Genomic DNA, 23,832 nt, shown 5'->3' on the forward strand with positions numbered 1-23,832 from the left:
TTTAACTTACACTCACTCTTAAAGCTGACGATATGGCAATTGGCGCCGTGACAATGGCAACGGCCAGCATGGCACCAAGGATCGCAAGTTGCCCGCCATAAGCGACCGACATACTGGCGGTATCAATGGCAGAGGTTGCGAAAATCAGAACCGGGATATACAAAGGCAAAACAAGCAGACTCATCAAAATACCGCCTTTTTGCAGACCCACGGTTAATGCGGCGCCTATGGCGCCAATAAAACTTAACAACGGCGTTCCAATCAACAAAGTCAGAATGGTTGCGCCAAGTGCCTGGCTGTCGAGGTTCATCAACAGCGCAAATAACGGTGCCATCAGCACCATAGGCAATCCGGTGATGGTCCAGTGTGCGGCTACTTTGGCCAGCACAGACAAAGACATAGGATAGGGTGAAGCTATCATTTGCTCCAACGATCCGTCGGCATAATCATCGCGAAATAGCTTGTCCAAACCCAGCATGGTCGACAGCAACGCGGCTACCCAAATGATACCTGCAGCCATGCGCCCCAGCAAGGCCGGTTCGGGTCCAATTGCCAACGGAAATAACGAAATGACTATCAGAAAAAACAGAAGAGGGTTTACGATTTCGGCGCGTTGGCGAAAAGCCAAAGTCACATCTTTACGATAAACAGCGACAAATAAATGCCAGTAAGAATGCTCAACCTTCATTAATGGCGGTACTCCAGAGCCAGGGTTTTCAGGGAGCTGAACTGAGTCGTCAGATCCTGGTGGGTAGTCAGTAAAATAGCGCCGCCATTTGCCAGGTGCGATTCAAACTGCTGTTGCAGCAGCGCGACACCTTTTTTGTCGAGCGCAGTAAAGGGTTCATCGAGGATCCACAGGCGGGCTTTATTCAACCATAGCCGCACCAGAGCGACCCGACGTTGCTGACCTGCGGAGAGGGTCCGCACGGGGACGTCTTCCAGCCCAACCAGGCCAAGCTGGCCTAACAGGGTATAGATTTCTTCTTCGTCGGCGCCGTAACCATGCACCTGCAACCAGTACAGAACGTTTTCATAGGCAGTCAATTGCTGGTTTACACCGGTTTTGTGTCCGATAAATAGCAAAGACTCGGCGAAAGTGTCGTAATCCCGACTGATGTCCTGGCCTTCAAAACAGATCTGGCCTTCGTCGGCACGGGCAAACCCCGCGATAATACGTAATAAAGACGTTTTACCTGCACCATTTGGGCCTTCAACTTGCATGATCTGACCCGCCTGAAGCGAAAAACTCAATGACTCAAATAAACAGCGGTCCTGTTTTACACACGTGACGGACTTAATCTCTAGCAAGGCGCGACTCTCTGACGCTAAAAAATTGGGCGTTAGTCTATCATAATGGTAGGGTAATACGAATAATTGGATGCGACCGATCAACGAAAATTTGATTTAAAATAATGAATAAGCCGACGATTTCTATTCAAAACAATGCACATTTGGCCACATCACAGCTGAATGAACGCGGGTCATCAGCAAACACTACCGCAGCGACTGAGCAGACCTTCAATGCCCGCAATTTGGTGATCAAACCCGACAGCATTCAAATGGAGGTGACGATAGATGGCCGTTGGCAAGGCGTACGACTGGCCAGCCAGAGCCAGTTGCAGCAGCCGCTGAAATTACCCGAAGCCGAGGTAAAGCTCAGTGCCGACGGCACACTGCTGACGGTCAGCACCCCAGAACTGAAATTACAGATCAAACCCGCGCAAACTTTGCTGAGCCTGCTGAGTCTGATCAAAGGGCTTGGCGGACAAAGTGCGTTACAGCTGGACGCGCAGCTTAAAGGCAGCAATCAATCCACTTTAATGCTGGAAAAAATCGGCCTGGCACTGCCGGTTCCCCCTGCCCTGGCAGACTTGCTCAAACAAGAGAATAAACTCGTCGCCAATCTCAGTGCACGGCAGAATAACTTGCTGCTACAGATTTTTAATGCCTTTGGCGATGAGCTGATGAAAGCACCAGTTAGTAAACACAAACTAACTTCTTTACTGGCGCAACTTGGCAATCAGGAGCAACCCAAGATTAAACTTGGTCGCAGCAGTGCCACATTGCAGCTTGCCAACCAGCAGGTTGAAGTGAAAACCCCTGAAGCCCAGAGTGCGCTGAAGCTCAACAGCTGGTTCAATGCTCAGCTCAAAGCCCAGCCGGACGGACTGCAAATCGGCGTAGCCAGGCAATCAACTGAGGTAAAACTGGCCACGCCTTTACAGCAGGCCCTGCCCAAACTGGCCACACATCGCTTTGCCACTGAGCTGGAAAAAGCCACTAGCCCTGCGTCTGACAGTAAATCAACACTCAGCTACGACAAACCTTTGCTCAACGTATCAATGGCAGACATTAAACAGACGGTTAAACAAGCCCTGGGTCAGCTACTGTCCAGGCCCTTTTTCAACACCAAACAAGCTCAGGGTTCTCAAGCACCGACTGCCACTCAGCCGCTAGCCACGGCTGCAAAATCACCCAATGCGACTTTACCTCAGATTGCAGCCAACAATGCCGCGCTGGTGCTAAAAAGCATGACACCGGTACACAGCCAACCTCTTTTACAGCTACTGGATAACGTAGAGCAAGTATTTACTAACATCACTAAGCAGGCTACACCTAAAGGTAACGTGCAAACCCCTGTATCATCTTCAAGTAGCCCAGTCGCTGAACGTAATGCCGGCTCGGCACCAGCCAGGGCGACACCACAGGAACCAGGTAAAATCAGCAGGGCTTTGTCACACGCACCTGCGCCAATACCGCCCTCCGGCTCTGCTGCCACAGCCAAAGATGCACAGGCGCTCGCGCCTGCAACTCCAGACAAACCCGCTGTTGCCTCGCAGCACTCCAGCGCGTTTACGCAACGCCTGGCGATACTTCAACAGGTCTTTGCTGCCGTGGTTCCTCAACAAAAGCCTTACAGCGCACAGCTTATAAACCCTCAGTTGCAACAGGCACAGGCACTGAGCGACGAGTCGGCAGTTAAACCCGCTGACAACCAGCCAAGCCAAACGAGCTCAGCAAAAGCTGAGCAGGCAACGTCGGCCAAACCCAGTTTATCTTTGCCAATCGCCCAGATTTTGAGTAAAACACTGCGCCAGATAGAGGCAACACCGACACAATCTGGCCCCCCACTGCAACAGCAACTCAGTGAAACTCTGTCTGCGACACAGCAATTTCGCAGCCCCCAATCAGCCGACTTGATGCGCCTGGTCCATCAGGCCTTTAGTAAAATGATGGACGAAACGCGCCACTCCCCGGAGCAGGTCAGTCATGAACTGTTTGCACGGTTACCGGCGCTTGCCAGCCAGATCCAGCCCACTTTGCCCAACAGCAGTTTTGCGCAAGCACTGGACAAGCTAATAGTGACTTTACTGGGTACTCAGCTTACTGCCAAAGCCCAGGACTTACCGCCGCAAACCAGTCTGGAGCAGCGTGTTGCGGCCCTGGTCGAAACCCTGCAACCCGGTACAAAACTCTCGTCTCCCGGTCAGTTTATTCAGGCGGTGACTCAGCAAGCTCAGTCTCGTTTAATGGACGACCTGGCGCTGTTGCAAAACAATCTGGCCAACAATGCCAGTCCGCAACCGCTGGCGCAAAAATTCGATAGCGAAAGCCAGTTGCTTATCAATTTATTTATGCCTCTCAAATTGCCGCAGGAATGTCGCCAGAGTGAACTACAGATAGGCAAGTATAAGAAACCCGCCAAAGCCAATATGCCGGAAAAACAAGTGTGGTTTGTGCGGCTCAATTTTGATTACGCCAAGCTTGGCCAGTTAAGTGTACAAGCGGAGCTGATGGACAAAGCCGTCGACTGCGAGATTGTTGGCGACAGCGCGTCGGTTTGCCAGCTGGCCCAGCCCCACCTGGATGCACTGCGCAGCAAGCTGGCCGCACACGGCCTTCAGGTGGGGGAGATAGCGCTGCGCGAAGATGCCTCTCAGGTGAAGCGTTTTTACGACAGCCACGCCATTGTGAGTATTCAGGTGTAACCCAAATTTTACTCGTCAGGATCACGGCATATCCGGGCAGCTTTCACTTTTGACCATATGTTCTACAGTTGTAGCGCAAGTCTGACTTGCCTAACACTACATCACATATGCAAAGGAGAACGCTATGTCTTCGCACCACCCGCACCTTGGCTGTGCCTGCTGTAACTATCAGTTGTTTGGCCATGCCGTACAAGGCGATAATAACCTGTCAGATAAGGGGATTTTCAATCTCGATAAACTACTGATTGCCGCAGAGCATTACATAGATGATTACATTGCCAATCAGTTTGTCAGGCCCCCTCAGCAGCACAAGATTTTTTACGGCGGCACTATTCGTACACTCGAAAACGGTGATGTAAACAAAACCGTTGAAGCCGTTGTCATCGAAGATGGGCAAATAGTCCATACAGGTAGCCTGACTGACTGTCAAAACCAGTATCCACACGCCGGCTCAGAGGATTTACAAGGGGCCTGTATGTTACCCGGGCTGATTGAACCCCATGTTCATTTGACTCCCACGGCCTCTTTTAACGCCTGGCTGCAACTCGCACCATTCAGAGAAGGAACTGAGAGTGGCGGTGATAACAATGATCAATATTTAATTGGCAAAGACTACAACAAGAAGTCAGTGTCAGCGCTGTTACTCAAAGCAGCAAAAGCACTCCCCTCTCACCGCAAATGGCTGCTGGCCTTTGGGGTCGACCCCAGCCAGTTTAACCCTATCACTACAACGTCTGCGGACGGCTCTGTCAGTCCAACGCCCTGGGAGGACTTCAACTGTACTGAGCTGGACGACATCAGTAAGCAGGCACGCTCGGGCAAAGACGATGATATTTGCATTTTTATTATGAATGCATCTGGCCATGTTGCTTACGTCAACACCAATGCACTTGAAGCAGTGCAACACGCGCAGCATGCAAGCAAGCCGCCCGTCAATGAAAATGGTATCTTACTCGAATCGGATCAGATTGGCCCGGTGATCAAAGTCGCGCTGGAGCAGTACTTTGTGGAGCACCCTCAGGGCATCACTGAGCTGTTTGGCAATTTACAAAAGATCTTTAAGCTCGCGCTATCACGAGGCGTAACCCTGATGTGGGACGCGGCGCTCGGCGCGTCTTTGAAAAACGCTGAACTGGAGATATTGAGTAAGATGGCCAGCAGCGGCCTTGCCGGGTTGCGCCTTGGCGGTGCATTATTCTATACCACGGCTGATCAGTGGAGCAAGATCACGCCAACCGAACCCAGCCATTATCATACGGACTGGTTCAATATTGCCCATGCCAAAATCGTCAGTGATGGCTCTAACCAGGGCCTGACCGGATATCAGCTCACCAAATATCAGTTCCCGGACAGCAATATTAACGATGAATTCCCCTATGGGGTTTGGAATTTCAATCCGCCGGATGGCGTAGCGGATCATCAAGTCGAATCTCCGTTTCTGGCGCTGGTGAGTGAGTTAGACATGCGCGGCTGGTCTTTAATGATCCACGCTAACGGCACACATGCCATAAACAACACCATCATGGCGTATCGTGATGCACTCCATAACCAGGAAAAAGAGGGGCTGGAAAAACGCCATCGCATTGAGCATGCTTCTTTGCTGAGCGATCAGAACCTGGCTGATATGGACTATCTTGGCCTGTCGCCAAGCTTTTTGATCGGGCATGTGGGCTACTGGGGCTATACCTTCAAGCATAAGGTGTTTCCTCAGCAATCGGTTGTTGAGCACCTGGATCGCACCGCCTCTGCAACTCAACATGCGCTGCGCTATACCCTGCACAGTGATCACTTTGTTTCACCGATTGGGCCTCTGCGTATGATGGAACAGGCCGTCACCCGCATGATGGAGGACGCCCCTGAAGAAGCCTATCAAAGTGGCCACCCTCCAATTCTCAATGAGCAAGAGTGTGCCACCATGGCTCAGGCCCTGCGCGCTGCAACCTATGATGCAGCCTGGCAATGTCATATGGATCACCTCATCGGAGAACTGGTAGTTGGCAAACAGGCCGATCTGGTTATTCTGGATGAAGATCCCTTAACACGCCCCGCAGTCGGGTTAAGAGATGTGCCAGTCCGCCAGACCTGGGTAAATGGCAGATTGTGTTATAATAGCTAAACTGACAGCCCTTATCCGGATATTAATCCGGGTAAGGGGTTTTTATCGGACGGTGTTACGTGCTACTTTGATACTAAGATGTCTGTGTAGTTAAATGTTATGAAACAAAAAACCGCCATTGGCCTGTTATATGAAGCGGGTAAGTCGCCCGAAGTCGTTTGTAAGGGCTTTGGCGAACTCGCCGAAGAGATCATTGCACTTGCTAAAGAAAAAGACATCATGATCCATGAAGATGCCACTTTGGTCCAGACGCTCAGCCAGCTCGACCTGCACGAAGAAATCCCCAAAGAACTCTATTATGTCATTGCGGAGCTGATTGCTTTTTCGTATGTTCTGCGTGGTAAATTTCCACCTGGTTGGAAACACTTCCAGGGTAAATTGAACATTAAGGCCTAGGTTTCATCTACTGAGGTAGCTTATGCAAAAATGAAAGCGGCCGTCAGGCCGCAGAATCATCAAAACAAATAAGACACCGTAGCCTTAATATTTCTCCCTGGTTCGTAGTCAAGTAAATAGAGCTCACCAAACGCAGGATGCTCACCAAGGCCCGTTCTCGAAGACTGTGAAGCGTAAAATTCATCAAACACGTTATCGATGCCCAAACGCACTTCTAACGCGTTCGCAAATTCAGGATGCCAGACAGCGACCAAATTATGGACACTAAAGCCATCCTTAGAATTGTCTTTTCCAGCACGGCCATCAAGGTCCAGACCTGAAGAAAGCTCCTGTACACTCTGTATTTCCCACTTCACTGTTATTGGCAATTTTTCAAAGTGATACGTTACATCCAGTGCCAAGCTGTTACCCTGTTCACGATCCAGCCGAGCGCCATCGAAAACCGCTTTATAAGGTGCAAATGCATCCAACTTACTATTTGATCCCGAATAACTCATCTGTAACTCAAGCTGGCCAAAATCATAACCTACATAAAGTTCAAAGCCCGAGTTCTCCATATCACCAATATTGTCACGGAAAGTTGCGCGCTGTCCGCCCTTAGGATACGGCGCATAATCATGAATATAGTTTTCTATAGAAGTGTCAAATAGTGTTACACCAGCACGATAGTCTACTGCTCCAAGACTTGCCTGATACGCTATTGCCAGCTCTTTGTTTAACCCTGTTTCCGCTTTGAGCGCGTTATTTGGCGTTCGCCCTAATCCAGCTCCGGTAAATACTTCGCTCAACTCTGGAGCTTGAAATAGCTCGGTGGCACTCACTGTAAGCAACAAATGTTCGTTAAACTGATATTGCGCCGATAAGGCAAATGTTACATCATCATAGGTTTCATCAATCACATTCGCCTTTATGTCTGCCCGCTCATAACGCACACCAGGCGTAATGGTTACCCCTCTTGGAAAAGCAACCTGATTCTGCAGATATATTGCTGTTGTGGTTGATTCTTCTGATGCTTGCCTCATGTCACCTATATGGGGGTCTAATGCGTAACTTGTCTCATGCTTGATGTGATCCAACCCATAAGTCAGGGTATGTTCGGCCTCGACTTCAAGTAGACTTTCCAAGACAGTTTCACCAAGTATATTCAGCCCTGAGTTCTTAGCTTCACCCATTACCTGCCCCGCCAGCCCGTGGAGGCGGGAACTCGTAGCGTCCAACCAACCAGATTCATCGCGTTTGAGTTCGCTAACATTGCTAAATAGACTGAAACTGACAAGCGAAGTATCAAAGAAATCTAAATCATAACTCAGCGTTACTGTGTCACGAGTAAACTCGGTCGGCCATGTCAACGGAGTTTGAGTACCACCTGCAATGGTCATATCTGTTGACATACCCATATCAGGACGATAACTGTAGTTCCCTTGGTCTTCGTATCGCTCAAAACCTATTGCGATTCGCTGTTGATCATCAATATCCCAACCAAATTTAACCAAAAAATCTGAAACGTCACCTTCCAGGCCACGTACGGTACCATCTGTTCCCTCTTCTACTAAGCCATTTTCATCAAGGATTTTACCACCGCCAACCTCGAAGTTGTCTTTGCTAACGTCGTTAAAGTACGCTAAAAAATCAACCGCTTCTGTCAGTTGACCATAACCAGTTAAAGAAAACTGCTTTCCCGAATTGTCCCCAGCAGAGACACTTACCCTGCCACCAAATCGCTTTTCTGCACTAAGCAAGTCTTTAGCTTCTTTGGTTTTAAAGCGCACCGTACCGCCAAGACCACCATTAATCACCGAGTTAGTGCCTGTATAGATTTCTACCGACTTCAAAATATCTACATGAATTTGCAAATTACCCATGTGATGATACATATAGGTATTTTGTGATGCGCCATCAATAGAAATTCGCAGATCTTTATCGTCCATGCTACGAATGGTAATACGTTGGTTTAAAGAGTGTGCGCCACCCACGTCTACACCGGGTATCGCTCTGAGCAAATCAGATATGTGATCAGCCTGCTTGTCTGCAATTTCCGTTTGCGCTAAGTAAGGTGCTGAGGACTTTACCTTGGTACTCCAAATTGCTATACGCTCAATATCACTGGCCTCTTCGGTTGCTATTACATTAGCTGAGAGTAAAGCCAGGCTTACAAGACTTAAATTTAAAACACGCTTTTGAACACTCACACTTTTCTCCGGGGACTATTATCTAAAAGGATTAAATACAAATAGGAATTAATCGCAATATTGTAATGATAAAAGGTCCCACGCGTGTTACATTCTTGTTTGCAAAATCGTCATAGGATAATTAGAAATCGTCATGGTGGAAAAAATGATGCCCGCGGATCTGAGCAAAGCACTGCATGACCAAGGAATAGAGCACCACCTATGTGCTGGCGCAAGTAGTGAACTGGCAGAGGGTACACTGAGATTCTCTCAGTTTGATCAAAACTTACGAATTCACTGCAGCGCAATGACTGAATTGGAAAACACAACCAACACAGCGGCGCTACAGCCCTGCATTGCATTTACAGTGTTATTCCACGGCGCGCTAACCTTTAGCGTAGGAGAATGTCGCTATGAAGTAAGCACTGAAGACTCTCCTTTAGTTTTTGTGAATGTAGTTGCTGAACCTCAAATTTTTACACGCTTTATGCAGCGCAATCAAAGAGTTGAAAAGATCACTGTAACACTTACCTACCAGTGGCTAAAGAACAAACTCCAAGCTAACCATAGTGAAGTGTATACAAACCACGAGCTTCTTAGTAGCAGTCATGTGTCTGTTTTAAGCATTGATGAATCAAACATTGAACTTGCAAGACAGATTTTCGACTGGGACCAAAATAAAATAGATCCCTTCGCCAAAATCAATCAGGAACGATGTGTACTGGCGCTAGTTCCCACACTACTGGATACACTTACTTCTGGACAGTGTGAATTAGTACAGCAACTTGTACCGCGCGACTATCCATTGGAGTCAGAAAAAGATACCAACCAAAAACTGCACCAGCTGTTGAAAGAGGACCTGTCACTTGAGCAGATTGCTACACAACTTGGCATGAGTGTAAGTACCTTACAACGATATTTTAAAAGCCAATTTCAAACGACCGTAAAACAATATATCAAACTGCAAAGACTCCAGGCAGCAAAAAAGTCAATTATGCTGGGCCAAGCGACAATAGGCGAAGCAGCTTATCATGCCGGATACAATCATGTTGGTAACTTTATATCAGCGTTTAAAAAAGCATTTGGCGTTACCCCCAAGCAATTACTTAAAAACCATCGCACATAATCAAATCATTTTGCATTGGTTAACATTGCAGATGTCGGTGAGGCCAAATTAATCTACATTGCCGCTGAGCTGGGCAGATAGCTCGCAAACTTGATCTCGCAATAATATCGCAGTAAAAGGGTCAGCGCTTACAAACACCACTCTTTTATGGCATTGGTGCACACAAGTCAGCAAACCAGTGTGGTGCAATTGCCCTATAAGATATCAACCTATAAGGCATTAGTTAACGTTAAGCAGAAAGATCTGTTTATTGGCATTAAGGTTTAAAACCTTTCCAGGCTGAGGATAAACCACTCTATGATTGTTTATTGTGAAGGGACATTAACAGTTCTGCTTCGGCTCGGGGTAGTTCACACTCGCGCATGATTTCTTCTATGTCTGCGCCCAGTTCAACCATTTTGACTGCGCGTGAGTAAATCTTAGCATCAGGATCGTCATATTTTTGCGCAGCCTGTTGCTGAGCCAAGTCCTTTGCGTAATTCTCGCAGGCAACCAGGCGTTTACCAATACTTAGCACACTAGCACGGACCTCGGCAATTTCACTACGTAAAATAGCAACTTGCTCGTTTTCTCGCTTCATATGCTGAAGCAATTTACCGTGTTCATGGTTTTGTTGTTGTACTTTTTTACTCAGCGCAAAAATAAACCCCAAGCACACTAAACATAGCAGGCTTGAGGCAATGACCAGGAGCAATAAAATCTCGTTTTGGGTTACTGCTTGCACGGGTTATATATGGCTCAACTCATCCCACTCATCATCGCTGAGTAGTTTGTTCAAATCAACCAGGATCAGTAGCTCACCTTCACGGTTCGACACACCCTGAATAAACTTAGCGCTCTCTTCAGTGCCAATATTTGGCGCGCTATCGATCTCAGAGCTGCGCAAGTACACCACTTCAGCTACGCTGTCGACCAGAATACCGACTACCTGCTTTTCAGCTTCAATGATCACGATACGAGAATTGTCAGTTACTTCTGAACTAGGCAACCCAAAGCGAGAGCGAGTATCAATAACGGTGACCACGTTACCACGTAGATTGATGATACCAAGCACGTAGGTTGGCGCACCTGGTACAGGGGCTATCTCGGTATAGCGTAATACTTCCTGCACCTGCATTACATTAATGCCGTAGGTTTCATCCTCTAGCTTATAGGTAACCCACTGAAGGACTTCATCATTACTATCTGCATTTTTATCAGCCGAAAGTATTCTCTCTTGACTCATGATTTTACTCCAGTTAGATGCTAGTTACTGCTCTCGGCTATCGAGGCCATGCTCTAGCAATCGATTTAAATTCTCAACATCTATCAGTGCGCACATTTTTTCTTTAATGACGCCCGCCAGCCATGGCCTTTTACCGTCGGCTGTTCGCCATTTAACGTCTTCTGGTTTCAACGTAATATTATTGACCAGATTTTCTGCCAACAGTCCCCACTGGCTATCGCCCAGCATGATCAAGTACTGGTAATTGAGCTTTTCTTCCAGCTCAGGTGTAAACTTCTCCGGCATAACCCAACGTGCAGTATCTACAACATTGAGCTTTTCTTCCCGATTGAGCATCACGCCTTTAAACCATTTTGGCTTACCAAACAATTGATTAACTTCTGTAAGCTGATGTATACCACCAAGCGACTTTAACGGCACCGCCAAAGTCAGCCCGGCAACTTCAAAGAATAACGCCTGAAATTCATTTTCAAGATAGGCATCCCGTGCACGAGCCGGCACAGCCTGTTCAGCTTCTTCTTTGATAATAGTAGTATTTTCAGTTATCTCAAGATCATCAGCCGGGGTTATTACCTGCTCTTGCGGCTCAACTTCCTGAGGTATCGTCAATTCTGCCGAAGGCTCGGCAGTGGGTTGTTCTGGTAATGCTTCAGTAACGACATCATCCACGACACTTTGCTCAGCAGGACTTGGCGTGGCAAGGCCCTCCTGGGCTTCAGGAACAGACTCCAAAAGCTTCGCGACTGGTGCAAGCGTGACGTCGTCTTCCTCTTCTTCGCGTAACAAAGCACCCAGATATTGTTTCATGACCTGTTCGTTGGCAAACAGATGCTTACTCATCGTTACCTCTATCAACTTCTGCCAGATGTTCCAACAATGCGCGATAAGCATAAACGCCACGCGATTTTGGGCAGTACTGAACTGGCACCTGTTGCGCTAGACTGGCATCTCTGAACTTAGTATCAACCGGGATAACCCCGGGCCAGACTTTGTCCTGGTAGGTTTCCACCAGAGACTTGTAAGCTTCAAGAGATGCTTTAGTGCGCTTATCATACATAGTTGGCACTATAGTATATTGATATTGCTTGGAATGCGAACTTTGCATTAATGACATTGTGCGCATCATGCGATCCAGTCCTTTCAACGCAAGAAACTCTGTTTGTACCGGGATGAGAATGCGTTCGCTTGCAGCGAGTGCATTCACCATCAGCACACCAAGTACAGGCGGACAATCCAAAATAGCATAGTCATAATGCTCACTGATCTTAGCAAGCGCCTTTTTCAGGATGAGCCCCATACCCGAGCGATTGCCCATACTGCGGTCCAGCGTGGCAATGGCCATAGTCGCCGGTAATATGTCCAGATTCTCAATAGTTGAAGGGCAAAGCGCCTGAAGAATTTCTTCGCTGGCCATATTTGAGCCGCGAATAAAAATATCGTACACACTGACTTCCAACTCTTCCGAGTCAATGCCAAAGTAGTATGTTAATGAGGCATGCGGATCTGTGTCTATCAGTAATACACGTTTCCCCTGAAGCGCCAGGATCCCGCCGAGACTCACTGTGGTGGTGGTTTTACCCACCCCGCCTTTTTGGTTCGCTACCGTCCAGATTTTCACGTTTTTCTTTTATTCCTTCGGCCAAACACAGATCGCATTCAGGCTACCATCAATTATGCGCAGCCTATTTCTTTGTTTATTCTCAGTGCAACATCCTGCAAAGCAATATCTTCTGACGAAATACCCGCGCTGGCAACAGCCTGTGGCATACCATACACCACACAGGTTTTTTCGTCCTGTGCCCAGATAGTCGCACCACTTTGTTTCAACATCCTGGCACCATCACGCCCGTCTGCTCCCATCCCGGTCAGGATCACAGCCAACACGTCTCCTCCATATGCTTTGGCGGTACTGGCAAACGTGACATCAACACTGGGTTTATAGGTGATACGGGGGCTATCATCTTCAAACACTTTCAGCGTTTTACTACCCCCTCTGGCTTCAACCAACATCTGCTGCCCACCCGGCGCCAGATATGCTACGCCAGGTTGCAACCTGTCACCCTGCTCAGCTTCTTTCACTTTAATTTTACACAGGCTATTTAATCGCTGAGCAAATGCAGGAGTGAATGCCGCGGGCATGTGCTGAATCAGCAATATAGGGTGTGGAAAGTTCGCGGGCAGCTGAGTCAGAATTGTTTGTAATGCGACCGGCCCACCCGTCGAGGTGCCAATTGCAACAATTTGATATTTCTTGCCTGACGCTTTAAACGACACACCAGTGCTGGGAGTATCTGCTGCCGACCTTGAAAAAGAGCGGTCTGGTTGAGCAATCGGTTTGGCTGTAGAACGTAGTCCTGAGGACGCAGTAGTTGGTGTACTCCGCGTTGGTGGTGGCGTTGATGGAGAACTAATCGGGCGAGTAAATCGGCTTACCCGACGTCTGCCAATTTCTTTGACTTTGTTTTGCAAAGAGCGGATCGCGTCTTCGCTATTACGTGCAATATCTTCGAATTTTTTAGGCAAAAAGTCGACTGCACCCGCATCCAAGGCATCCAGAGTAGCGCTGGCACCTTCGCGGGTTAACGACGAAAACATCAGAATCGGGGTAGGCGAGCTCTGCATGATCTGCTTCACTGCGCTGATCCCGTCCATCACCGGCATTTCCACATCCATAGTGATCACATCTGGTCTGAGGCGGGCAGCTTTGTCGACTGCTTCCTGACCATTTACGGCAAAATCAATCACTTGAATTTCTGGATCTTTCTCTAGTATTTCACTCACTCGGCGACGAAAGAAGCTCGAGTCATCTACAACTAATACTTTAACTGCCATTGGCATTGCTCTTTTATTCGTTACAGATCCGAAAAGTGGTGTCAAAGACACCACTTTGTCGGTATAAATTCGCCTGGTATTTACTTACCGGCGTAATATTTTAACATGCTGGGGACGTCCAGAATCAGCGCGATACCACCATCTGATGTAATGGTTGCACCTGCCATACCGGGTGTGCCTTGCAATAAGGCATCCAATGGTTTGATCACCACTTCTTCCTGGCCTATCAGTGAATCCACCACAAACCCAACCTGCTTGGTGCCCATCTGAACGATGACGACATGCCCTTCAGCTTTGCGCGCTCTTCTGTCCGCGCCTTTCACTAACCAGTGCTCCAGATAGAACAGCGGGATCGCTTTTTCACGCACTATGATAGTTAATTGGCCATCGACCACATTGGTCTTGGTCAAGTCCAGGTGGAATATTTCGCTCACCCCGGCAAGCGGAAGTGCAAATGTCTGCTGACCAATCATCACCATCAGTGTGGGCAAAATGGCCAATGTCAGTGGTACTTTGATTTCCAGTATGGTGCCTACACCCAGTTCAGACTGGATATTAACGGAGCCATTAAGCTGGGTGATCTTGGTTTTTACCACATCCATGCCAACACCCCGGCCTGAGATGTCAGAAATTTGTTCTTTGGTTGAGAAACCTGGTGCGAAGATCAGGTTGTAAGCTTCATTATCCGACAGGCGACTTGCCTGATCTGAATCGATGACCCCTTTGCTGATCGCAATCTTTTTCAGTTTCTCAGGGTCCATACCTGCACCATCATCGCGAATGGTCAACAGAATATGGTCGCCCTCTTGCGAAGCGGATAAAGTGACAGTACCGGTTCTGGATTTACCTGCGGCTTCACGCACGTCCGGCATTTCAATACCATGGTCTACCGAGTTACGCACCAAGTGAACCAAGGGATCGGCCAATGCCTCAACCAGGTTTTTATCCAGATCGGTATCTTCCCCTTCCAATACTAAGCTAATGTCTTTTTTAAGACTACGCGCTAAGTCCCGAACAACCCGAGGGAAGCGACCAAATACTTTCTTGATTGGCTGCATCCGGGTTTTCATTACCGCGCCCTGCAAGTCTGCCGTGACCACATCCAGGTTCGAGATAGCCTTGCCCATGGACTCGCTATTAGAGTTATTTGCCAGGCTCACTAGTCGGTTACGTACCAACACCAGCTCACCGACCATGTTCATGATCTCATCAAGGCGCTTAGTATCAACCCGAACGGTGGTTTCAGCTTGTGCGGCAGGCTTTTTAGCAGCCGCTTTATCAGCCGCGGGTTTACTCTCCGCTGGCGGCTTAGCCGCCGGTGCCGGCGCAGGTTTGGCAGCTGATGTACTTGGTGCTTTTGCCGCCGGCGCCGCTGGCTTAGGTTCAGGTTTTGGCGGTGCTTTGGGCGCTTCTTTGGGCGCTGCTACTTCCGCTTCTGTTGACTTTGGTGCTTGTCCTTTACCATGCAACTCATCCAGCAAAGCTTCAAATTCGTCGTCGTTGATTTCGTCATCATCACCGCCCCCCGATGCTGGTGCCTTTTCAGTGGCTGCGGGAGGTGCAGGTGCAGGTGTAGGTGCTGCAGCAGGTGTTGCACCAAATTGTCCAACCCCGTGTAACTCGTCTAACAAACTGTCAAATTCGTCGTCGGAAATATCGCCGTCGTCACTGCTCGCTGGCGCGGATGTGGCTTTGGGTGCAGCGGGTGTGTCTGAAGCTACAGACGGGCCATTGCCAGAGCCGTGTAACTCATCCAGTAAGCTTTCGAATTCTTCTTCTGAAATTTCATCTATGCTGTCTGAGCTCTCACCATCGGCTGCGTCGACAGGGTCCGATGGTGCATCGAACAGCACATCATCTGCACTGGGCGTTGCAACAACCGGTTCTGGCTCTGTGGCAGCAGGAGCTGCAATTTCTTCGTCTGCTGATTGTGGTTGGCTAAGCTGGTGTAATACTTCCAGCAGGTGAGGATCTGCGGGCTCTGGTTGCTCTCTATTTTGAATACATGAGAACATTTCATTGATGGTGTCGAGCGACTGTAAAATCACATCCATCAACTCCGCCGTTACCTGACGCTGACCCTGACGCAAGACATCGAACACGTTTTCCGCACCGTGACAAGCATCCACCAGTTCCGTCATACTCAGGAAGCCTGCGCCCCCTTTAACAGTATGGAAACCACGGAAAATCGCGTTCAACAGCTCTTTGTCTTCCGGGTTATTTTCTAGTTCGACAAGCTGCTCAGATAACTGTTCGAGTATTTCCCCAGCTTCAACAAGAAAGTCTTGTAAGATATCTTCATCGACTTCAAAGCTCATTCGCATACTCTCCTATTAGAAGCCCAAACTCGACAACAGGTCATCAACTTCGTCCTGCCCGGATACGACATCATCTCGAGACTCAGCGTCCATAATTGGACCCTCAGGACCTGACAACTCATCAGCAACGGGGGTGGCTTTAGTTTGTGACTGCGGCTGGGCTGCAGTTTGTTGACTTTCTTCAGCGCTACCAAATACAGTCAACAAGTGAATTAGGCTGTCTTCAACTTCGCGAACCAGCTCAATGACACGCCGGATCACCTGTCCGGTTAAATCCTGATAATCCTGTGCCATCAAAACATTGGTCATCAGATTCTGTAATTCATCTGTACGGCCTTTTGACGACTGCATAAAACTGTCAAGATCGTGACACAAAGACTTGAACTCTCCGAGCTGGATATCCCGGCTCATCAGTCTGTCCCAGGTGGGCTTGATTTCAGAGAGTTGGTCGGCAAGTTCTTGGGCTAAGGGAAGACTCGCTTCTACGGCATCCATGGTTTTATTGGCAGCGCTTTCGGTCATTTCCATGACGTAATTGAGGCGCTGCTTGGCATCTGGAATGGCTTCTGTCGTGAGATCTGCTAAGCGCGTATCCAACTCAAAGTTCTTCAATGATTCATGAAGTTGTCGAGTCAGCTTACCTACTTCAGCAAAAAGCTCTGATTGTTCTTTATTAGTGGCCTCAATTAATATCTCATCAGCCTTTTCCTGCTCACCTTGTTCTAGGTATTCAACGAGCAGTTTAGCCTGTTCCAGAGTTATCTGTGGCACAGAAGATGTTGACATAAGCCTACCCTTATCAATACTAGCCTAAACGCTCGAACACTTTTTCTAGTTTGGTTTTCAGGGTTCCTGCCGTAAACGGTTTAACGATATAACCATTAACTCCAGCCTGGGCAGCAGCAACGATTTGTTCTTTTTTCGCTTCCGCTGTTACCATGAGTACTGGGATGTGTTTAAGCTTGTCGTCAGCACGAATTGCGCGTAACAAATCGATACCTTGCATGCCGGGCATATTCCAGTCAGTTACGACAAAGTCGAATTCCTGATTTTGCAACATTGGAAGTGCCGTACTGCCATCATCAGCCTCTTGAACATTGGTAAAGCCTAAGTCTCTTAGCAGGTTTTTGATTATTCTTCTCATCGTAGAGAAATCATCAACCACGAGAATTTTCATGTTCTTATCCAAAACTTCCTCCGGTGAGGTTTGAACCTATATTGTAAAACTTACTCTAATTGATCCAGTCATTGATCTTTGCACGAAGCTTGATCATTGCTTGACCGTGAATCTGACTCACTCGAGATTCGCTGACTTCTAAGATCGCGCCAATCTCTTTTAAATTCATCTCGTCGTTGTAATACAAAGACAACACCAAGGCATCGCGCTCAGGTAAAGTCTTGATAGCATTGACTAACGACTCGTTAAAGCGCTCATTTTTAACATTATTGAATGGTTTGTCTAGCGCAAAATCGTTGCCCGCGGGAGAAATTACGTCTTCGTCGACCCCCAAGTCTTCGATACCGATAACTTTACTCGCATTCACATCATGTAAAATATGATGGTACTCATCCAGCGTAATATCAAGTTTTTCAGCGATTTCAGTATCTTTTGGTTCCCGTCCGAGCTGGGATTCAAGCTCAGCAATGGCTTCTGCCACCATTCGACCGTTTTTATGAACAGAGCGTGGTGCCCAATCACCGCGGCGTATCTCGTCAATCATTGCACCGCGAATTCGAATACCTGCAAACGTTTCAAAGCTTGCCCCTTTGCTTGCATCAAAGTTTTTACAGGCCTCGATCAATCCAATCATGCCTGACTGGACTAAATCATCTAACTGGACACTGGCTGGTAACCTAGCTAACAAATGACAGGCCACCTTTTTTACCAAAGGCGTATGACGCTCGACCACCTTATGAAGGTGGTCCGTCGTTTTATATCCCGCCATGCGGTTGACCGGTGAAGCCATCGTTAACCGTTTACCAGTTGCTCAATAAAGAATTCCAAATGACCTGATGGTTGATGGGGGATGGGCCACTTGACAGCTTTGCTTGCCAGGCCTCTGAATGCCACAGCAGCAGGTGAATTGGGGAAAAGCTCAACGATGGTTTTTTGACGTCGTGAAGACTTGCGCATATTTTCGTCAAACGGGATCGTTGCAACCAGTTCTAGAGCAACATCTAAAAACCGGTCGGTGACTTTGGATAACTTAGCGAAAAGCTCTTGCCCTTCTCTTAAACTGCGCACCATGTTGGCCACAATTTTAAACTTATACACACCATGCTCTCGGCTTAGGACTTTAATCAGCGCGTAAGCATCGGTGATCGAGGTAGGTTCATCGCATACCACGACTAACACGTCTTGAGCAGCGCGTGAGAAGCTCAAAACCATGTCTGAGATACCAGCAGCGGTATCGACAATTAAAATGTCAAATTCGCTGCTGAGCTCACTGAACGCACGGATTAATCCAGCGTGTTCTGCAGGTGTTAACTCCACCATACTTTGCGAGCCAGAGGTTGCGGGTACAATGCGGATCCCAGCTGGGCCCTCGACCAGAATTTCGTCTAGTTCACATTCTCCAGACAATACATGAGATAAATTTTTCTCAACCCTTAAGCCCAACATCACATCACAATTGGCCAGACCTAAGTCAGCATCAAGCACCAAGACCCGATTACCCTGCTGTCCTAATGCAATGGCAGTGTTAAGGGATACATTGGTTTTACCTACACCACCTTTACCACCAGTCACTGCGATTACTTTTACACTGTGGTTATTTTTTTGGTTCATTCTCCGCAGGCCACTTGCTTGATCTAAAACTGTATTAATCATACATTCCTACTGTCTGGGACGCCACTGGTACACGTCGCGAATGTTGCGCTTTTGTTCTCTTTAAATACAATTGCTCAGCCTTTTTGACTAACTTCTGAGCGTTTGCCACGCGAATGTCTTCAGGCACTCGCTGACCATTGGTAAGATACCCTATTGGCAGACGATTTTGAATCGCTATGCTAATAATCTCACCTAAACTTAGACTTTCATCAAGTTTTGTAAAAATACAACCACTTAAATTGACTTTTTTGAAGTGGTTTACAGTCTCTTGCAGTACATGCATTTGCGCTGTTGCACTTAATACCAGGTAACTGCGAATGTCAACACGGCTGCTGCGCATCAAAGTGTTTAACTGTTCTGTTAAACGCAGGTCGCGCTGACTCATCCCTGCCGTGTCTATTAATATTAGACGCTTATTACGTAAATGATAAAGAACCTCTGCAAGTTCATTGGCATCTTTTACTTGTTTTACAGGACAGCCGATGATCCGACCATAGGTTGCCAATTGCTCATAAGCACCGATACGATAAGTATCTGTGGTGATCAATGCCACATTGTCAGCACCATATTTTTGGGCACCCAGTGCTGCTAATTTTGCAACGGTTGTCGTTTTACCCACTCCCGTAGGCCCAACCATGGCGTACACGCCACCTTGGCGCAATATATCGTTGTTGGTTGTATGCATCTGATTGACGACCATATTAAGTAGCGCATTCCATGCTTCTTTGCGAGAAACATCATCTGGAATAAAACAGGCCATCTGCTCTGCCACCTCAGCACCAATCCCCATGCCTTTTAGGCGATCAACCAAACAAGCACGAGTTGGGTCTCGGCGTGCCATCTCTTGATTCATCAGACCTGACAATTGAAACTCAAGTAGCTGACGGATCGCGTTCATTTCATCGCGCATAGAAGACATTTCGTCATCGTTGGCTTTTTTCTGCGTCGCAGGCTCGTCACCAAACCCCTGCTCCAGATCATCACCAAACTCCCAGGACGTGCTCTCCTGGCGTGCGTCAAAACTATGACTTGGTGCTTCGTAGCGCGGCTCACGAGCTGCCTGAGGCATGGCCTTAGCTGGAGCTTCACTGCGTTGTTGAGACCCAAACATATCGTCAGTATTGATACCAGATTGAGAAAACATCGAAGCAAGCTCAGGCGACTTAGGACGAGGGGCTTGGCGCTCAAGTAAGGCTTCGAGACTATCTGCAACCTGTGCCTGCTTTTGCGGCTCGGCACGGCGAGGCTGAGGACGGACCATTCTGGCAGCTTGATTGTAGCCTTGCTGCGCACTTTGTTGAGACGCAGCCTGACGAGGAGCGGCTTGCATTGCTGGCTGTTGAGGCGCCGCCTGGGGCTGTGACGCAGGTGTGCGGTCGTTGTCGACTGCAGCAACGATCTCTACACCGTCAGCCAGCTTCTTGTTCGACATAATTACCGCATCCGCACCAAGCTCTTCTTTCACTTCTTTCAAAGCGGTACGCATATCTTTTGCAAAAAAACGTTTAATTTTCATGGTCAGCCCCTTCTAGTCCTCTACTGTCCAACTGAGCTCACTATCTTAATTTGTCTTTCATCCGGCACTTCCTGATACGACATGACTCTGAGTCCCGGGATGGTGTGTTTTACAAATCGTGACAGCACACTTCTCAACATACCTGAGGTTAATAAGATGGACGGCTCGCCGAGCATTTCTTGCGTTTGATGGGCTTCTCTTAATGAACCTTGAAGCCGCTCTGCAAGGCCTGGCTCTATGCCTGCCCCCTCATCACCTGCGTTCTGAAGTGATTTATGCAACATCTGTTCCAACTCGGGCGCCAATGTTATGACAGGGATTTCTTCAGCCCCGCCAACCGCGTCCTGAACGATGAGTCGGCGCAGTGAAATTCGCACCGCAGCCGTTAATACATCGGGGTCCTGACTGCGCGGCCCATACTCAACCAGAGTCTGAACGATGGAGCGCATATCACGAATTGCAACGCCTTCGTTTAACAGGTTTTGTAGCACTTTTACTACCGTGGTCAGAGGTAATACATCCGGCACCAGACCCTCAACCAGGCGAGGGTGACTCTTGGCCAGCATATCCAGTAGGTTCTGAACTTCTTCATGACCCAACAGTAAGGATGCATTGTTGGTCAACAGCTGACTAATATGTGTGGCAACCACCGTGGCGGCATCCACAACGGTATAACCCAGTGAATGAGCCTCGTCTTTCTGCTCTGGTTTGATCCACACAGCTTCCAGGCCGAAGGCCGGATCTTTAGTCGCAACGCCGTTAATTGGGCCAAAGACCTGGCCCGGGTTGATCGCGAGCTCATCACCATGCTTCAGTTCGCCATCTCCTGAGCCCACTCCCATCAGGGTAATACGGTAAGCGTTCGGGTCCAGCTCCAGGTTATCACGGATATGAACTGGTGGCACAAGGAAGCCAAGCTCCTGTGACAACTTTTTACGTACCCCTTTGATGCGGTTTAACAGTTCACCACCCTGGGACTGATCAACCAAGGGGATGAGGCGGTAGCCTACTTCCAGGCCAATCACATCAACTGGCTGTACGTCGTCCCAGCCAAGCTCTTTTTGTTCCTGCTGCTGAGAAGCAACAGCGCCGCCTTTCGATTCTTCAGCTTCCTGCTCTTGTGCTTTAATTTTTTGTTGGTGTGAATAGTAAGCCAGATAACCAATGAGTGCGCCTAAACCCAGAAACGCAACATGAGGCATGCCGGGTACCAATCCCATGACAAACAGGATCCCTGCTGCGATAGACAAGGATTTCTCGTTGCCCAGTTGCTGGGTCATTTGCTCGCCCATGTTGTGCGATTCGTTTTGACGAGTAACAACAATCGCGGTACCAATTGACAACAGTAACGAAGGAAGCTGAGCAACCAGACCATCACCTATCGTCAGCAAGGTGTACACCTCCATGGCTCTGCCAAAGCTCAGATCATGCTGTACCATACCCACAAACAGGCCACCAATGATGTTAATCGCCAGGATCACAATCCCCGCTATCGCATCGCCTTTTACGAATTTACTGGCACCATCCATTGACCCGTAAAAGTCAGCTTCACGGGTGACTTCTTCACGTCTTGCTCTGGCTTCGTCTGCCGAAATGAAACCGGCATTCAAGTCCGCGTCAATTGCCATTTGTTTACCGGGCATCGCGTCCAGGGTAAAACGGGCTGATACTTCGGAGATGCGGCCGGCACCTTTGGTAATAACCACAAAGTTGATGATGATGAGGATCAGGAAGACCACCAGACCAACCGCGTAGTTACCACCAATTACAACGGAACCAAACGCTTCGATCACTTTACCGGCTGCGTCTCCGCCGTTATGACCTTCCAGCAGCACCACCCGGGTACTGGCAACGTTAAGTGCCAATCGCAAGATTGTCGCGATCAGCAATACTGAGGGAAACATGCCAAATTCAAGCGGCTTCATGGTGTAAACTGTCACTAGCAGTACAACCAATGCCAGGGCGATATTGAATGAGAACAAGATATCAAGCAGGAAAGGAGGCATAGGTAATACCACCATGCCCAATGCCGCCAGTACCAGCACTGGAGTACCGACGCCTTTGGCGTACTCTTTTTTATCTCGATTAATCTGCTGTAAAACCGCTTTAAAATCCATAACTTACAAACCACAAATTATTGACGCAGTTACATTAAAGCAAGTTTAATACCAATTAGCTTAGTGTTTTAGTTCATCTGGAATGGGAAGGTCTTTTTTCAGAGCTACAGGCCGCTTGCCCCGCCCTTTGTTGAACTTTTTCAACTGGAATACGTAAGCCAGTACCTGTGCAACAGCAGTGAAGAGTTGCTGTGGAATTTGGTCACCTACTTCAGTCGTATGATACAGGGATCGCGTTAATACGGGTGACTCGACAATCGGGACTTCATTACCTTTGGCAATTTTACGGATCTGCATGGCCAGTTCATCAACGCCTTTTGCTATGACCATAGGTGCCCCTGCTTTTTCAGTGTCATACTTGAGCGCCACAGAATAGTGGGTCGGGTTGGTAACAACCACATCCGCATCAGGCACTTCCTGCATCATACGTCGCTGCGACATCTCCCGTTGTGTGCGCCGAATACGCGCTTTGATCTGGGGGTCACCTTCCGAGTTCTTGTACTCGTCTTTTACTTCTTGCAGCGTCATCTTGAGTTGTTTGTGATGATTATAGCTCTGATAGGGTGCGTCAATGGCTGAAATAATGATCATAGTGCAGCTCAGTGCGAGAAACATCCAGGCCAATATTTCCAGCGAGTGCAGAATGCTGCCAGGGATTTGCTCGATACTCAGGTGCAATATCTCATAGAAGAACACCTTAATCAGCAAAATTGCAAACCCGGCCACCAGCACAAATTTGAGGATCGATTTGACCAGCTCTACAGCCGCCTGAGGCCCAAACATACGTTTAATGCCTTTTATTGGTGACATTTTACTCGCTTTAGGGGCTGCGGCTTCCCAGCTAAAATTAAAACCACCTAACAAAGTATTACCAATGATCCCGGCAACCATGATGATCAAAACGAACATGCTGAGTGGAAAAACGATCTCGGAAAATGCATCACCCCAGACAGAAAACATTTTGGTGGTGTCATAGGTTTCATTGCGATTTAGCGTAAACATGCGACCCATCAAATTATAAAGCCCCTTCGCAATGTCCGCGCCATACAGCAATAATGCCACAGCTGAGAATATGAGCACGAACGTCGTACCCAGCTCTTTTGAACGCGCAACCTGCCCTTTTTTTTTCGAGTCAGCTATCTTTTTGTCTGTGGGTTCTTCTGTGCGTTCCTGACCAGAATCTTCTGCCATCGTTT

The 23,832-nt window shown here is 48.2% G+C and carries 20 protein-coding genes; 4 read left to right on the top strand and 16 right to left on the bottom strand.

The window, feature by feature from the left end; all coding sequences use genetic code 11:
* Position 1: 1 nt before the first annotated feature.
* Positions 2-688 (bottom strand): heme exporter protein CcmB, encoded by a 687-nt coding sequence (gene ccmB, locus CWB99_RS16120; RefSeq protein ID WP_046003892.1) that lies wholly within the window; start codon positions 686-688, stop codon positions 2-4.
* On the bottom strand, positions 688-1,311 hold the full coding sequence (gene ccmA / locus CWB99_RS16125) for a cytochrome c biogenesis heme-transporting ATPase CcmA (protein WP_082078843.1): 624 nt from the start codon (positions 1,309-1,311) through the stop codon (positions 688-690). Before ccmA ends, ccmB begins: the two co-directional genes overlap by 1 nt.
* A 104-nt stretch (positions 1,312-1,415) precedes the next feature.
* Between ccmA and CWB99_RS16130 the strand changes: the two genes are divergently transcribed.
* The 3 genes from CWB99_RS16130 (at position 1,416) to CWB99_RS16140 (ending at position 6,504) form a co-directional block, all read left to right on the top strand.
* The gene (locus tag CWB99_RS16130; protein ID WP_138550031.1) at positions 1,416-3,992 is read left to right on the top strand and encodes a flagellar hook-length control protein FliK; all 2,577 of its coding nucleotides are present in this window, start codon (positions 1,416-1,418) and stop codon (positions 3,990-3,992) included.
* 124 nt (positions 3,993-4,116) lie between these two features.
* Positions 4,117-6,108 (top strand): amidohydrolase, encoded by a 1,992-nt coding sequence (locus CWB99_RS16135; protein WP_138550030.1) that lies wholly within the window; start codon positions 4,117-4,119, stop codon positions 6,106-6,108.
* A gap of 99 nt (positions 6,109-6,207) precedes the next feature.
* On the top strand, positions 6,208-6,504 hold the full coding sequence (locus tag CWB99_RS16140; protein WP_138550029.1) for an EscU/YscU/HrcU family type III secretion system export apparatus switch protein: 297 nt from the start codon (positions 6,208-6,210) through the stop codon (positions 6,502-6,504).
* A gap of 59 nt (positions 6,505-6,563) precedes the next feature.
* Here the strand turns inward: CWB99_RS16140 and CWB99_RS16145 are convergent, their stop codons facing one another.
* The gene (locus CWB99_RS16145) at positions 6,564-8,693 is read right to left on the bottom strand and encodes a TonB-dependent receptor domain-containing protein (protein ID WP_138550028.1); all 2,130 of its coding nucleotides are present in this window, start codon (positions 8,691-8,693) and stop codon (positions 6,564-6,566) included.
* 286 nt (positions 8,694-8,979) lie between these two features.
* Here CWB99_RS16145 and CWB99_RS16150 point away from each other — a divergent pair, with 286 nt between their 5' ends.
* Positions 8,980-9,798 carry a helix-turn-helix domain-containing protein gene (locus tag CWB99_RS16150; protein ID WP_171045367.1) on the top strand — a complete coding sequence of 273 codons (819 nt, stop codon included), beginning with the start codon at positions 8,980-8,982 and terminating at the stop codon, positions 9,796-9,798.
* A 295-nt stretch (positions 9,799-10,093) separates the two neighbouring features.
* Here the strand turns inward: CWB99_RS16150 and CWB99_RS16155 are convergent, their stop codons facing one another.
* The 13 genes from CWB99_RS16155 to flhB form a co-directional block, all read right to left on the bottom strand.
* Positions 10,094-10,522, bottom strand: coding sequence for a DUF2802 domain-containing protein (locus CWB99_RS16155; RefSeq protein WP_054015638.1), 429 nt, complete (start codon positions 10,520-10,522; stop codon positions 10,094-10,096).
* A gap of 3 nt (positions 10,523-10,525) precedes the next feature.
* A complete protein-coding gene (locus tag CWB99_RS16160) occupies positions 10,526-11,023 on the bottom strand; it encodes a chemotaxis protein CheW (protein WP_010385708.1) in 498 nt (165 codons plus the stop codon).
* Positions 11,024-11,047: 24 nt separating this feature from the next.
* The gene (locus CWB99_RS16165; RefSeq protein ID WP_138550026.1) at positions 11,048-11,863 is read right to left on the bottom strand and encodes a chemotaxis protein CheW; all 816 of its coding nucleotides are present in this window, start codon (positions 11,861-11,863) and stop codon (positions 11,048-11,050) included.
* A complete protein-coding gene (locus tag CWB99_RS16170; RefSeq protein ID WP_054015636.1) occupies positions 11,856-12,641 on the bottom strand; it encodes a ParA family protein in 786 nt (261 codons plus the stop codon). The genes CWB99_RS16165 and CWB99_RS16170 overlap by 8 nt, the downstream gene beginning before the upstream one ends.
* Before the next feature lie 53 nt (positions 12,642-12,694).
* Positions 12,695-13,855, bottom strand: coding sequence for a protein-glutamate methylesterase/protein-glutamine glutaminase (locus CWB99_RS16175; protein ID WP_138550025.1), 1,161 nt, complete (start codon positions 13,853-13,855; stop codon positions 12,695-12,697).
* Between the two features lie 80 nt (positions 13,856-13,935).
* Positions 13,936-16,173, bottom strand: a complete 2,238-nt coding sequence (locus CWB99_RS16180; protein WP_138550024.1) for a chemotaxis protein CheA — start codon at positions 16,171-16,173, stop codon at positions 13,936-13,938.
* Positions 16,174-16,188: 15 nt separating this feature from the next.
* Positions 16,189-16,959 (bottom strand): protein phosphatase CheZ, encoded by a 771-nt coding sequence (locus tag CWB99_RS16185; protein ID WP_046003900.1) that lies wholly within the window; start codon positions 16,957-16,959, stop codon positions 16,189-16,191.
* Between the two features lie 19 nt (positions 16,960-16,978).
* Positions 16,979-17,362 carry a chemotaxis response regulator CheY gene (cheY, locus tag CWB99_RS16190; RefSeq protein ID WP_010385696.1) on the bottom strand — a complete coding sequence of 128 codons (384 nt, stop codon included), beginning with the start codon at positions 17,360-17,362 and terminating at the stop codon, positions 16,979-16,981.
* 43 nt (positions 17,363-17,405) lie between these two features.
* A complete protein-coding gene (locus CWB99_RS16195) occupies positions 17,406-18,140 on the bottom strand; it encodes an RNA polymerase sigma factor FliA (RefSeq protein ID WP_138550023.1) in 735 nt (244 codons plus the stop codon).
* A gap of 2 nt (positions 18,141-18,142) precedes the next feature.
* A complete protein-coding gene (locus tag CWB99_RS16200) occupies positions 18,143-19,003 on the bottom strand; it encodes a MinD/ParA family protein (RefSeq protein WP_046003902.1) in 861 nt (286 codons plus the stop codon).
* Positions 18,996-20,519, bottom strand: coding sequence for a flagellar biosynthesis protein FlhF (gene flhF, locus CWB99_RS16205; protein WP_138550022.1), 1,524 nt, complete (start codon positions 20,517-20,519; stop codon positions 18,996-18,998). Before flhF ends, CWB99_RS16200 begins: the two co-directional genes overlap by 8 nt.
* 20 nt (positions 20,520-20,539) lie before the next feature.
* Entirely contained in the window at positions 20,540-22,636 is a 2,097-nt protein-coding gene (flhA, locus tag CWB99_RS16210) for a flagellar biosynthesis protein FlhA (protein ID WP_138550021.1), read from the bottom strand.
* A gap of 60 nt (positions 22,637-22,696) precedes the next feature.
* Entirely contained in the window at positions 22,697-23,827 is a 1,131-nt protein-coding gene (gene flhB, locus CWB99_RS16215; RefSeq protein ID WP_138550020.1) for a flagellar biosynthesis protein FlhB, read from the bottom strand.
* Between the last annotated feature and the right edge of the window lie 5 nt (positions 23,828-23,832).

It is taken from the genome of Pseudoalteromonas rubra, assembly GCF_005887095.1.
GTDB lineage: Bacteria > Pseudomonadota > Gammaproteobacteria > Enterobacterales > Alteromonadaceae > Pseudoalteromonas > Pseudoalteromonas rubra_E.